The 12,045-nt window shown below is 70.5% G+C and carries 12 protein-coding genes; 4 read left to right on the plus strand and 8 right to left on the minus strand.

Features of this window, described 5'->3' with window-relative positions; translation table 11 throughout:
• Nucleotides 1-329 precede the first annotated feature (329 nt).
• Nucleotides 330-2,747, plus strand: a complete 2,418-nt coding sequence (locus tag KIK05_RS28260) for an N-acetylmuramoyl-L-alanine amidase (RefSeq protein ID WP_214413897.1) — start codon at nucleotides 330-332, stop codon at nucleotides 2,745-2,747.
• 53 nt (nucleotides 2,748-2,800) lie between these two features.
• On the opposite strand, the gene KIK05_RS28265 is transcribed toward KIK05_RS28260, so the two are convergent.
• Both KIK05_RS28265 and KIK05_RS28270 read right to left on the minus strand, forming a co-directional pair.
• Nucleotides 2,801-3,601, minus strand: a complete 801-nt coding sequence (locus KIK05_RS28265) for a hypothetical protein (RefSeq protein ID WP_214413898.1) — start codon at nucleotides 3,599-3,601, stop codon at nucleotides 2,801-2,803.
• A 153-nt stretch (nucleotides 3,602-3,754) separates the two neighbouring features.
• On the minus strand, nucleotides 3,755-4,729 hold the full coding sequence (locus tag KIK05_RS28270) for an ArsR/SmtB family transcription factor (protein WP_214413899.1): 975 nt from the start codon (nucleotides 4,727-4,729) through the stop codon (nucleotides 3,755-3,757).
• A 70-nt stretch (nucleotides 4,730-4,799) separates the two neighbouring features.
• Here KIK05_RS28270 and KIK05_RS28275 point away from each other — a divergent pair, with 70 nt between their 5' ends.
• A complete protein-coding gene (locus KIK05_RS28275; protein ID WP_214413900.1) occupies nucleotides 4,800-6,026 on the plus strand; it encodes an MFS transporter in 1,227 nt (408 codons plus the stop codon).
• Between the two features lie 12 nt (nucleotides 6,027-6,038).
• On the opposite strand, the gene KIK05_RS28280 is transcribed toward KIK05_RS28275, so the two are convergent.
• The 6 genes from KIK05_RS28280 to KIK05_RS28305 all read right to left on the minus strand — a co-directional run bounded on the left by KIK05_RS28280 (nucleotide 6,039) and on the right by KIK05_RS28305 (nucleotide 9,390).
• Entirely contained in the window at nucleotides 6,039-6,740 is a 702-nt protein-coding gene (locus KIK05_RS28280) for a DUF2812 domain-containing protein (protein ID WP_214413901.1), read from the minus strand.
• Nucleotides 6,740-7,075, minus strand: a complete 336-nt coding sequence (locus tag KIK05_RS28285; protein WP_214413902.1) for a PadR family transcriptional regulator — start codon at nucleotides 7,073-7,075, stop codon at nucleotides 6,740-6,742. Before KIK05_RS28285 ends, KIK05_RS28280 begins: the two co-directional genes overlap by 1 nt.
• Nucleotides 7,076-7,079: 4 nt before the next feature.
• A complete protein-coding gene (locus tag KIK05_RS28290) occupies nucleotides 7,080-7,790 on the minus strand; it encodes a CPBP family intramembrane glutamic endopeptidase (RefSeq protein ID WP_250563579.1) in 711 nt (236 codons plus the stop codon).
• A gap of 56 nt (nucleotides 7,791-7,846) precedes the next feature.
• The gene (locus tag KIK05_RS28295) at nucleotides 7,847-8,272 is read right to left on the minus strand and encodes a hypothetical protein (protein ID WP_214413904.1); all 426 of its coding nucleotides are present in this window, start codon (nucleotides 8,270-8,272) and stop codon (nucleotides 7,847-7,849) included.
• Between the two features lie 32 nt (nucleotides 8,273-8,304).
• Nucleotides 8,305-8,400 carry a sigma factor-like helix-turn-helix DNA-binding protein gene (locus KIK05_RS28300; RefSeq protein WP_250563580.1) on the minus strand — a complete coding sequence of 32 codons (96 nt, stop codon included), beginning with the start codon at nucleotides 8,398-8,400 and terminating at the stop codon, nucleotides 8,305-8,307.
• 255 nt (nucleotides 8,401-8,655) lie between these two features.
• Nucleotides 8,656-9,390, minus strand: coding sequence for a TetR/AcrR family transcriptional regulator (locus tag KIK05_RS28305; protein ID WP_214413905.1), 735 nt, complete (start codon nucleotides 9,388-9,390; stop codon nucleotides 8,656-8,658).
• Nucleotides 9,391-9,482: 92 nt separating this feature from the next.
• Between KIK05_RS28305 and KIK05_RS28310 the strand changes: the two genes are divergently transcribed.
• Nucleotides 9,483-10,520 carry an amidohydrolase family protein gene (locus tag KIK05_RS28310; RefSeq protein ID WP_214413906.1) on the plus strand — a complete coding sequence of 346 codons (1,038 nt, stop codon included), beginning with the start codon at nucleotides 9,483-9,485 and terminating at the stop codon, nucleotides 10,518-10,520.
• Between the two features lie 222 nt (nucleotides 10,521-10,742).
• Entirely contained in the window at nucleotides 10,743-11,963 is a 1,221-nt protein-coding gene (locus KIK05_RS28315; RefSeq protein WP_214413907.1) for a helix-turn-helix domain-containing protein, read from the plus strand.
• Nucleotides 11,964-12,045: the final 82 nt, after the last annotated feature.

The following is a 12,045-nucleotide window of genomic DNA, read 5'->3' on the forward strand; positions in this document are numbered from 1 at the left end:
GAAAGTTTCCTAAGGATTCCCTTGAACGGTACTGCTCCCCGGCCTTTCTGTGAATGGCGCTTCGGCGAAGACGTCGAAATCGGGCCACGGCCCGAAGGCCGTGGCGCGGCCGGCGGCGCGAGGCCACTCGTTTTTCCGGCTGCGGCGAGCGATGGCGTGTTCACTGGAGGTTTGACGGGAAGTGCCGATCTTAATCAAACCTTGTCATCCGCGATCTAGCCGGAGCCGGTGGCACGGAGGTGTGATTACTGCAGCCTGAGCCCCCACTCAGGATGCGAGAAGGAGTCACATCAGTGGTATCTCCCCTACGAACCGTAGCCGCATCAGGAGTGACCGCGGCGATCCTGCTTGCGGTCGCGCCCGCCGCCCTCGCGGCCGGCACCCCGACGTCCGATGGCCTGGTCTCCTGCGCGGCGACGCTGTCCGCGCCGACGCGCGACCAGGCGTTCAAGGAGGCCGCCGCCGCCACACGTGTGCCGGAGGGCCTGCTCAAAGCCGTTTCCTACATGCAGTCGCGCTGGGACGACCACGACGGCCGGCCCAGCGGCGAAGGCGGCTACGGCCTTTTCCACCTGATCGACCAGAAGCCCACGAACTGGGACGGGTCGGGCAAGGGCCAGGCGACCCAGGCCAGGAGCCAGATCGAGACGGCGGCGAGCCTGACCGGCCTGTCCGCGGACTCCATCAAGACCGACCCGAACGCGAACATCTGCGCCGGCGCGGCACTGCTGGCGTCGTACCACAGCGGTGGCGACGGGCTCGCCGGCTGGCGCGGCGCCGTGGCGCGGCTCGGCGGCAAGGACCACTTCGCCGAGCAGGTGTACCAGACCCTGAAGAAGGGCGAGAGCCGCGTCACCGACGACGGCCAGCGAGTGACGCTCACCGCCGACCCCTCGGTCACCGTGCCGGGCGAGAAGGCCGCCACCGGCGGCACCGACTGCCCCGAGGGACTGGACTGCGAACGGCTGGAGGCGCCGTACGCGAAGAAGAACCCCGCCGACCCGGACAACACCACCGCCTACGGTAACCACGACATCGCCGACCGCACGGGGCCGGGCGGGCCGAAGCTCAAGTACATCGTCATCCATGACACCGAGGGCTACTACGGGCCGTCGGTGGCGCTGGCGCAGGACCCCACGTACCTGGCCTGGAACTACACGATCCGGTCCTCCGACGGGCACATCGCCCAGCACCTCGACGCCAAGGACCTGGGCTGGCACGCCGGCAACTGGTACGTGAACATGCACTCGATCGGCATCGAGCACGAGGGCTTCGCCGGCACCGCCCAGTGGTTCACCGAGTCGTCGTACCAGAGCTCGGCGAAGCTGGTGAAGTACCTCGCCGGGAAGTACGACATCCCGCTCGACCGCGCCCACATCATCGGCCACGACCAGGTGCCCGGCACCCTGTTCGGCAACACCAAGAGCGTGCACTGGGACCCGGGGCCGTACTGGGACTGGGGCCACTACTTCGAGCTCCTCGGCGCCCCCGTCGGAGGCTCCCAGAAGGCCACCACCGACGTCGCCGCCGGTGACGTGGTGGAGGTGCGGACCGGCTACGCCGACAACCCGCAGGTCGTCACGGGATGCGCGGAGGCCTCGCCGCACTCGCCGGCCTGCGTCCCCGGGGCCGGCACCAACTTCGTACCGCTCCACCAGACCCCCTCCGACGACGCTCCCCTCGCCAAGGACCCGGGGTGGAAGCCGAACGGAGCCGACGGCACGACGTACGCCAGCGACATCAGCGCACGGGTCACCTCCGGGCAGAAGCTCGTGGTCGCCCAGGTGCAGGGCGACTGGCTCGGCGTGTGGTGGGCGGGCTCGCTCGCCTGGCTGCACAACCCCGCCGCGCGGCCGGTGGTCGTCCGGACCACGGCCAAGACGGTCACGGTGAAGTCGGCGACGACACCGGCGAACATCTACGGCCGTGCCTACCCCGAGCCGGCGGCGTACACGGGCACGGGCGTGCCGGTGCAGGCGATCTCGGCGCTGGAGTACAAGATCCCGGCCGGGCAGACCTACGCCGTGAGCGACGAGAACGCGGTCACGGACTACTACCGGGCGAACACCTTCGACGGCTCGGGGCCCGGCGACCGTACCGACGTCGTGGGCCAGGACAAGTACTACCAGCTGTGGTACGCCCACCGGCAGGTGTTCGTGCGGGCCGCGGAGGTCGACCTGCACGACCCGCAGAAGCTCGCCGTCAGCAACACCGCGCCGCCGGCCGTCAGCGGCGCCGCCAAGGTCGGAGAGGAGCTCACGGCCTCCAGCGGCTCGTGGTCGCGCCAGGTGGCGGGCTTCACCTACCAGTGGTACGTCGGCGGCGCGCCCGTGGAGGGGGCGACCGGGACGACCTACCGCGTGCGTCCGGCGGATCTCGGCAAGACGGTGACGGTCAAGGTCACGGTGGACGACCCGTACTTCGCGGACACGTCGGCGCAGTCGGAGCCGACCGCGGCCGTCGCGCCGGGGACGATCGCGTCCGTCAGGGCGCCCGAGATCACCGGTGCCGCGAAGGTCGGCAAGCGCCTGAAGGCGTCCGCCGGCGAGTGGGCGCCGGCGCCGGAGAAGGTCGCCTACCAGTGGCTGCGCAACGGCACGCCGATCCACGGCGCGACCTCGGCGACCTACCACGTCAAGGGATGGGACCTCGGGTCGCGCCTCTCGGTCCTGGTGACCGTCACGGCCACCGGCTACGACAAGGCCGGCGCCACCTCGCAGCCCACCTCACGGGTGACGCCGTGGTGACCTGCGGGAACTGATCACACCGCGGGGACGCCTCCGGGTGTCCCCGCGGCCCGTCAGTTCGCGTCAGGGGTGACCGCGAGAACCCCCTCCACGCCCGGCACGTGCTCGAGGGCGCGCCTCAGCTTGCCGAGGGCGCTCGGGGCGTCGGTCCTGACGTAGAAGCTCTCCATCGGGGAGCGGGGGTAGGCGCAGAGCTGGTCGGGACAGTAGTAGGCGTTCAGCTTGGTGTCGAAGGCGGTGTCCACGTAATAGAGGTGCTCGACGTCCACCGCTTGGCGGATCTTCTCCGCGATGAGCTCCTTGTCATGCCTTGTCGGTACACGGGCCCACTCGGCCCCGAAATCCAGCAGGCTGGAGCCGGGATAGCTCAACGTGACCTGTAGGTCGGCCTTGCCCGCCCAGAAGTTGACCGGCAACCGGACGAGGTTCACGGGCACCGGCGACCCGGCCATCCGCTCCGCGATCTTCGGGATGTCGTCCGGGTGCCGGGCCGTCCCCACGAAGTGGGCCTGGACGCCGCAGACATTGTGGCCGCCGTACGGCCGCGCCTCCACCTGCGCCTTGGTGTAGACCTTCAGGCGCTCTATCTCGGGAACGGCGCGGAGGAACCTCTCGACGACCGGCTGGGTCTCCGGCGTCAGCCCTTCCATCGAGCACTGGAAGACCATGAACCTGCGCTGCTCTGGCCACGGGCCGTCCGGTGGCGACAGGACGCCTTCCGAGCGCGTCGCGGCGAACCACGCTCCGCCCGCGCAGATGAGCAGGGCGGCGGCCGTCACCACCTTCCACCGGCGCGTCGCGGGCCCGACCGCCACGGAGATCGTCTCCGGCCGTGGTTCGTCGTTCGTGACCATGGTCCCTACCTGGTGAGCCCCCTGCGAGTCGACGCCCACGTGACCAGCTGGGCCTGGATCACTTGTACCAGAACCCGATGACAGGGCCCGTGACCGTCGCCACCCCCGCGCGGCGTGTCGGGACGCCCCTGGGCACGGACACCGCCGTACGGCTCAGCCGGTGACGGCGAGGAGGGATTCGGCGACGGCCGTGCGGGCGTAGAGCACGGAACGTCCCGCGCGGTGGGCGCTGACCATGCCCGCCTCACGCAGGGCGGTGAGATGCTGGGAGACCCCGGCCGCAGAGATGCCCGTGCGCCGCGCGAGTTCGGTCGTGGAGGCGGGGGCCTCCAGCTCGGCCAGCAGGACGGTGCGCGAGCGGCCGAGGACGGCGGCGATCGCCTCGGCACGCTTCACCGGCCGGTGCTCCCACAGCGTGCCGGCGCCCCGGGCGGGGTAGGCGAGCTGGGGCGGCTCGGGCGGGCGCGACCAGGTGAGCGTCTCCGCGGCGAAGGCCGAGGGGACCAGCAGCAGACCCGATCCGGTGGTCTCCCGGGAGATGCCGCAGTGCCGGCGGACGATCCGGAGGGTGTTCTCGTCCCAGCTGAGGCTGGAGTGCAGGTCGTTGAACACCTGCCCGACGCCCCGCTCGGCTGCCTGCCGGGCGCGGTGGAAGACGTCCGCGTCGAGCACCACGCGGATCTTGGCCCAGTAGGGGGCCAGGGCCAGCTCCCAGTAGGCCTCGATCTCCTCGCACAGCCGCGCCAGCCGCGCCCGCGGATCGGCGCGCAACGCCTGCAGCCGGGAGCCGGTACGGCCGCGAAGGCGGGCGAGGTCGGCCAGCACGTGGTCGGCGGGCGTGGCGCGGATGACGGCGAGCTCGGCCTCCAGGGACGGAGAAGGGTCCTCGGGCACCGGGGTGAGGAAGTCGGCCAGGTAGCCGTCGGGCGGGATCAGCTCGGCCAGGCAGCCCCTGTCGAGCCCGGCGGCGGCCACCCGGGGCCGTACCTGCTCGAGCCAGGGACGGTGCACCGGGTGCGCGGAACCCGTGGCCAGCAGCCGGAAGCTGGTCACGACCTCCCACATCGGCGAGACCGCGAACCTGGTGAGGGCCAGGTCGTCGGTCGAGAAGGCCAGTTCGGACAGCATGCGCACCCCGAGGATTCAGGCTCGGCTTAATCAATGGCCTGGAGTCTACGCCGCCCGCAGGATTGCGGTCATGCTCTCCACCTTCAGTGGGCTCCCCCGTACCGCCTGGATCATCTTCGCGGGGACCGTGATCAACCGCCTCGGCTACGTGGTCACGCCTTTCCTGGTCTTCTACCTCGGCTCGCGCGGCGTCGCCACCGAGCAGATCCCATACGTCCTCGGCGCGCTCGGCGCGGGCAACCTGATCGGTCCGATGGCCGGCGGCCTGCTCGCCGACCGGATGGGCCGGCGGCCCACGATGCTGATCGGCCTGCTGGGGACCGCCCTGTCGCAGGGCCTGCTGTTCGCCGCGCCGAACGTCGTCACGCTGGCGCTCGCGGCCGTCCTCCTCAGCGCCGCCGGGTCCATGGTGGGCCCCGCCTCGGGCGCGCTGCTCACCGACACGGTGAACGCCGACCGGCGGCGCACCGCCTTCTCGCTGTTCCACTGGGCCATCAACATCGGGACGGCCGTGGCCGGCGCCCTCGGCGGTTTCCTGGCCGCGCACGGCTACTGGCTGCTGTTCGCCCTGGACGCGGCGACCTCCCTGGCGTACGCGCTGGTCGTGGTCACGCTGCTGCCCGGCGGGCGCGGCGGGACGGCTCCTACGGCGGACGCCGGGAACGGGACCGGGTACGGCGTGGTCTTCCGGGACCCGCTGATGCGGGCGCTGCTCCCGCTCTTCGGCATCGCCCTGATGATCTACTCGCTCACCGAGGTCGCCCTGCCGCTGGCCATCCGCGACCAGGGCCTGCCCACGACCACGCTCGGCCTGATGGCCACGCTGAACGCGGTGCTGGTGGTCGTGCTGCAACCGGTCGCCATGAACGTCCTGGCCCGGCTCCCGCAGATCCCGGTGTACGTCGGCGCCAGCGTCCTGATCGCGGTGGGCATCGCCCTGACCGGGGTGGCGCACGACACCTGGACGTACGCGGCGACGGTCGTCGTCTGGTCGGTCGGCGAGGCGGCGGTCGGCGGCGTCCCCGGTGCCGTCATCGCGAGCCTCGCGCCCGCCGACGCCCGCGGCCGGTACCAGGGCAGCTTCCAGTGGACCTGGGGCATCGCCCGGTTCACCGCGCTGGCCGTGGGCACGGGCGTGTACGCGACGGCGGGGCCGGCGGTGGTCTGGTGGTTCAGCGCCGTCGCGGGCATCGCCGCCGCCCTCGGCGTCGGCCTCCTGGCCCCCGCGATCACCCGCCGTACCGCGCTCCCCGAGCCGCTGACCCCCGCCGAGCCCGCCACCGCCGTGGCCGCCTGACCCGGCCGTGGTTCAGCCGTTCGACCGGCGCTGGACGAACCAGAAGACGGCGAGCGAAGCGGCCACCCCGACGGCCGCACCCGTGGCGAACCCGCCCGTCACGCCGGTCGTCACGGCCTGCACCGTCACCGCGAGCACGCAGAGGAGCAGCAGCACGGCCACCAGCAGGTGGAAACGCCCGCTGAAGAACACGCGGCGGCCGGGAGCGGGAGGCGGGGCGGCGACCTCCCCTGCAGGGCCGACACTGGCGGCCCTGGGACGTTTGAAGTACTCGTAGTGGAACCACGTGCCGCAGGGTTCCCAGCCGTCGGGGGCCAGGCGCTCGAGCAGGGTGCGCCTGCCCCTGAGGGGCACGACCTCCCGGCGGTACTCCCAGCGTTGCGGGTGCTCGGGGTCGCGGCGGCTGACGAACATGCCGCGCCTGTCGACCCTCTCGACCTCCCAGCCCTGCTCGCCGAACTCGTTGAGGCGCCGCTCGTCGGCGAAGATGTCGGCCGTCCAGGTCCAGGTGTCGCCGGCGGCACCGGCGGCCGGCGTCACCGGCTCGGGACCCAGTCGCGCGGCGAACTCGGCGACGGGACCGAACTCCTCCTCGGGGTCGGCGCCGCTCTCCCCCAGGTAGGCGGCGAGGTCGCCGACCGTGGCGGCGATCCGCTCGGGCGGGACACCTCGGGCGCGCAGCAGCGCGGCGAGGTCGTCGAAGTAGTCGCTCATCAGGCTTTCCCTTTGGCGAGCAGGGCCCGCACCGACTCGTCGAACGCCAGCCAGCGGGCCCCCTGCTCCAGCAGGGTCTCGCGGCCCTGGTCGGTGAGGCGGTAATAGCGGCGGCCCGGTCCGCGCTCGGTGGCGCGGAACTCGGCCGCGAGCTGGCCCGCCTCCTCCAGCCTGTTGAGCACGGGATACAGCGTGCCGCCCTTGATCTGGCCGAGGCCCGCCTCGGCGAGCGTCTTGGAGATCTCGTAGCCGTAGCTCTCGCCCTCGCTCAGGCTGGCGAGCACGAGCAGGTCGAGGACGCCCTTCAACCAGCTCGCGCGGCGGTCGGCTGTCATGGCCTCATCCTCGCACGGTGGCCGGATCCTCCATCCGCCGCTGGGGACGGGCGTTCCCGGCGAACAGCAGCGAGCGGACGTCGACCAGGGCGTGCACGATCACGGGCAGGAGCAGGCTGCCGGTCTTCACATAGAGCATGGTGAGGGCGAACCCCGCGACGGTGACCGCCAGCATGCCCTTCCACCCCTGGTACAGGTGCCCCGCCACGAACACCGCCAGAGCCAGGCCGGCGGCCACGGGGAGGGGAAGCCTCAGCAGGTGCACGCCCAGTGCGATGAGCAGCCCCCGGTAGACGATCTCCTCGCACACGCCGGCCGTCACGGACATCGCCAGGGCGAGCCGCCGCTCGGCGGGGGTACGCGGGATCATCGCCTCGAAGGGGGCCTGCCCGGGCAGCGGCCCGCCCGCTCCCCCCGCCCGCCTGGTCGTCAGCAGGACCGCCCCGGTGGCGACGACGACCCCGGCCAGCACCGCGACGGTGAGCAGCGGGTCCTCGGGGACGGCGAACCCCGTCCGGGCGAGGTCCAGCCGGGGGGACAGCCCGACGATCAGGAACGCGACCGCCGTCATCCCCCACAGCTCGGCCATCCACAGGCCGTACATCCTGCTCAGCAGCCTGCCGTCGCGCTCCAGCCGGGCGTAGGACCGCTTGCCCAGCAGCGGGCTGACGAAGGCCATATAGATCACCAAAGCCGCGGACAGCCACAGAGACATCGAGCTCCCCCTCATCGTCGCGATCCGACCTACACCATAGAGCTAGCTAGTTAGGATCACAACCTAGGTAGCGACAAGGATGTACGCCGTTCCCACCACGGCCATTCCGGGGATGCGTACGCGTCCGGGCACGTCAGGGCGAGGAAACGCCGGTCGACGGGAAGGAGCAAGGCGTACAGGGAGCGCCGGGCGCGGACGGGCAGGGCGTTGAGCGCCCGTTCGAGCCTCCCGCGTGGCTCCGTTCCACTGCATTCGGGACACACGCAGGTGGGTGAGATGCGTCCGGAGGTGCCGGGGACCACCGCCTGCGTCCACGCCAGCAGGGCCGCCGCCACCTCGCCGGGCCGCATCCGGGTGTGCTCCAGGGTGACCACCGCCGCCATGGCGCGGCGCCCGAGACCGGGGACGTGGTGGATCGAGGGACTGTGGGTGCCGCACACCGATCCCCGTGCGCGGACCGCCGAGGGCCGCCTACGCGGCATGACCCTTTCGGATCGACGTCATGAGGTAATGATCACACGTGCTCACGGGCGCGGTGCGCCACCTGGCGCACCGTCACGACCGATTTGCCCACCGCACCCGCGATCTCGTCGTAGTCGAAGCCGAACATCACGGGACCGGGACCATCTGAGCGGCACGCGGCCCCGGCTTGTCCCAGACGACGGCACCCGGGCTACGGTTCCTGGCCGCCGATCCGTCGCGACCTGGCTGTCCGAGAACGGCGTCACCGTGCTGGAGGCCAATCCGGTGGCCGAGATCCGGCAGGCGCTGGGCGAACTCGAACTCGGCGGGCCCAGGCTGATGCACGACCCCTTGAAGCCCAGGTCGATCACCGCCGGGGCCGTTGGCTCGACCCGTCGACACCTCAGCGGTCGGCGGTGAGGCGCTCCAGCCACTCCCTCAGTAGATGCTGTTCCGCGCCGCTGAGGGCTGTCTGCTCGGGCAGTGCGGCGTGCAGGGCGCGGGCGGCGCCTGCCGGGCCCGCGTCCCGCACGGCCGGTTGCTGGTTGGTGACGGCGGTGACCATGGCCTCCCGCAGAGCGGTCAGCAGGGCCCGGTCACGCCGGTCCTCGGGCAGGGACAGCCAGGTGAGCACCGCGCCGCGCCCCGTGGCATGGACGATCTGGGCCGCGAGTTCCTCGTCGACCCGGAGCCAGCCGCCGGCGGCGAGGCGCCGGATACGGCCCCTCAGGATCTCCATGCCCGCCTTGAAGGCCGCCGAGGTGGCCCTCGTGGGCTCGCTGTACATCAGGGTGTACAGCGCGGGATTGGTCAGACCGAACTCGACCGCGACGTCCCAGCCGGCCCTCAGGTCCTCGATGGGGTCCGGCGGGTCGGGGTCGACGCGCTTGGTGGCGAGGAACGCGGCGAAGCCGTGCTCGGCCACCGCGTCGAGCAGCCCGTCTTTGTCGCCGAACAGCCGGTAGATGGCCGGCGGCTGCAGGCCCGCCGCGTCGGCGACGGCGCGGGTCGTGACGGCGTCGCGACCTCCGCGCGTCAGCAGGCCTATGGCGGCCTCGATGACCCGCAGCCGGGTCTGTTCGCGACCGATGGCGACAGCGTCGGCGGCGCTGCTCCCGGTCAGTGGACGTGACGACATTTATCAACGATATCGCAGAAAGGATTCCATCGTTAGTATCGATGATACGCTTCAACTGATTCCATTGGAAACAAGCCCTGGAAGGGGATCGCATGTCCGACCGGCTGCAGATCATCGCATTGGAAGAGCACGTCGTCCTGCCCGCGATCATGGAGGCGTGGTCGCGGTCCGGGGTGCCGGAGCTGCCGAACCTGGGGTTCGGCGACAGCCCCGTCGCCCGGCGGCTGCGAGACACCGCGGAGACGCGGCTCGCACATATGGACGACCAGGGAGTCGACGTGGCGGTGCTGTCGATCTCGTCACCGGGCGTGCAGAACCTGCCCGACCCGGATGCGGTCGCCGTGGCCCGCGACACCAACGACCAACTCGCGGAAATCGTGGCCGGCAACCCCGATCGGTTCCAGGCGTTCGCGGCGATCCCGACACAGTCGCCGTCGGCCGCGGCCGCGGAGCTGGAGCGGGCGGTCACCGAACTGGGCTTCCCGGGCGCCATGCTCTACGGGCGCACGGGATCTAAGCTCGCCGACGACCCCGAGTACGACGAGCTGTACGCCGCCGCGGAGCGGTTGCGGGTCCCCCTCCACTTCCACCCACAGATGCCGGCGCAGGCCGTGATCGACGCCTACTACTCGAACATCGGCCCCATCGGGACGGCGCTGGCGGGGCCTGCGATCGGCTGGTACTACGACCTGGGCGTACAGTACCTGCGGATGATCTTTTCCGGCGTCTTCGACCGGTACCCCGATCTCCAGGTGATCGCCGGCCACTGGGGTGAGGTCGTGCTCTTCTATCTCGACCACACCGGGTTCTTCGCCGACGCCGGTGGCCTGGCTCGCCCGCTCGCCGATTACTTCAAGCAGAACTTCTGGGTCGCCGGTAGCGGCACCGTCAGCCCCCGCTACCTCCGCTGGACAGCCGAAGTGGTGGGGACCGAACGGATGCTGTACTCCACCGATTACCCCTTCACCTACGGGTTCCGGCCAGGCGGCTTCCCCTTCGTGGACACCAGCGCCGGCGTCGCCCGCTCTTTCCTGGAGGACGCCCCCTTCACCGACGCGCAGAAGGCCGACATCGCGCACCGCAACTGGGAACACCTCACAACACGCACCACCAACCCAACCCAGCACTGAAAGCCCCAACCCACCAGCCACCCGCACACCATTTCCGGCGTATTCCCTCGGCGCCGGCGCGGTGGGAGGTGGTACGGCGAAGCCGGCGCCCTTGTACGGTGCTGGACCCGCCATGTCCTGGGTGGGTGCCGATCACTGTGACGACATCGTCGCGAACTCTCGCAAGAGAAAAGCCTTCGACCTTAGCCTGAGGTCGTCGACGCTCCAGGAAGGTCAGGGCCTATGGACGACCAAGACGTGGCGCCTTTCGATGACGACATGATCGGCCGTCGTATCGCCCACGCCCGTAAACTTCGCGGCCTGACCCAACGGGAACTGGCGGAGAAAGTACCGTGCTCCAAAAGCCTGATCTCTCAGGTTGAGGGAGGACACAAACCTGCCAGCCCTTCGTTCATCGGAGCCGTGGCGCGAGTGCTCCATGTCGAAGTCACCGAACTGACGGGTCAGCCGTACCGTGGCCGTACGGCCAGTACCGACCGCATCCACGCCGCGATCCCCCAGATCCGCGAGGCCTTGGTGTACCGGGACATCGCACCAAGCCTCGACGTACCGCCACGCTCGTTGAGCGATCTTCGAAAGGAGACCGAGCGAGCGGGCCGTCTGCGGCAAGAGGCCCGGTACGTGGAGCTCGGGACACTGCTGCCCGCGCTGATCAAGGAACTGACCGTCCACGCGCACACAACGGAAGGCGACCGACGCGCGGCGGTGTTCGGGTTGCTCGCATCGGCATACAGCGCGGCGGATTCCATGGCGTACAAGCTCGGTTACCTGGACCTTTTCCACATCGCCGTCGAGCGAATGGCCTGGGCGGCCGGGCAGACCGACGATCCGCTGCTGCCGGCGGTCGCGGACATACGGCGGAGCATGGCGTTCATGGCCACTGGAGCGTACGGCGGCGGGCTGGACCTCTTGGCGCGTACCAAACGTCGGCTCGCCGGGGAGCTGTCAGATCGTACGGACGTGCTCAGCGTCGTCGGCACCGTGCACCTGCGCGCCGCCATCCTGGCCTCGTGCGGTAACCACGCCGGACTCGCCTGGGATCACATGGGCGAAGCGCGCGAGGTCGCCGACCGCCTCCGCAGGGATACGACTGACTACGGCCTCCTCTTCGGCCCGAGCAACACCACCATCCACGAGGTCGCCGTAGCCGTGGAGTTGGGTGACGCCGACGAGGCCATCCGGCGCGGCGCGGACCTGGAACTGCCACCCACGCTCCCGGCTGAACGTACGTCCCACCACTTCATCGACCTGTCCAGGGCATGGCTCTGGGAGCGCAAGTGGGACAAGGCTCTTCAATGCGTCCTGAAGGCAGAGATGATCGCCGCCCAGCGGACGCGCTACCACCCGATGGCACGTCAGACCGTCGCGCGACTACTCGACCTCCAACGGCGGGTCCCCGCACCGCTGCGGGGCATCGCACGGCGGATGGGTTTCGCGGCCTGAAGTTTCACGACGCCGTGATACTTACGGCCGGTACACCGGCATACGGTCGCGTCCATGAACAGACCGTTACGAGAAGTGACTC

Source organism: Sphaerisporangium fuscum, assembly GCF_018531465.1.
Classification (GTDB): Bacteria; Actinomycetota; Actinomycetes; order Streptosporangiales; family Streptosporangiaceae; genus Sphaerisporangium; species Sphaerisporangium fuscum.

Bases quoted from the DNA above. Each gene is read 5' to 3' on its own strand.
- KIK05_RS28265 (WP_214413898.1), bottom strand. From the start codon at position 3,601: ATGGTCACGAACGACGAACCACGGCCGGAGACGATCTCCGTGGCGGTC.
- KIK05_RS28270 (WP_214413899.1), bottom strand. From the start codon at position 4,729: ATGCTGTCCGAACTGGCCTTCTCGACCGACGACCTGGCCCTCACCAGG.
- KIK05_RS28275 (WP_214413900.1), top strand. From the start codon at position 4,800: ATGCTCTCCACCTTCAGTGGGCTCCCCCGTACCGCCTGGATCATCTTC.
- KIK05_RS28280 (WP_214413901.1), bottom strand. From the start codon at position 6,740: ATGAGCGACTACTTCGACGACCTCGCCGCGCTGCTGCGCGCCCGAGGT.
- KIK05_RS28285 (WP_214413902.1), bottom strand. From the start codon at position 7,075: ATGACAGCCGACCGCCGCGCGAGCTGGTTGAAGGGCGTCCTCGACCTG.
- KIK05_RS28290 (WP_250563579.1), bottom strand. From the start codon at position 7,790: ATGTCTCTGTGGCTGTCCGCGGCTTTGGTGATCTATATGGCCTTCGTC.
- KIK05_RS28295 (WP_214413904.1), bottom strand. From the start codon at position 8,272: ATGCCGCGTAGGCGGCCCTCGGCGGTCCGCGCACGGGGATCGGTGTGC.
- KIK05_RS28300 (WP_250563580.1), bottom strand. From the start codon at position 8,400: ATGTTCGGCTTCGACTACGACGAGATCGCGGGTGCGGTGGGCAAATCG.
- KIK05_RS28305 (WP_214413905.1), bottom strand. From the start codon at position 9,390: ATGTCGTCACGTCCACTGACCGGGAGCAGCGCCGCCGACGCTGTCGCC.
- KIK05_RS28310 (WP_214413906.1), top strand. From the start codon at position 9,483: ATGTCCGACCGGCTGCAGATCATCGCATTGGAAGAGCACGTCGTCCTG.
- KIK05_RS28315 (WP_214413907.1), top strand. From the start codon at position 10,743: ATGGACGACCAAGACGTGGCGCCTTTCGATGACGACATGATCGGCCGT.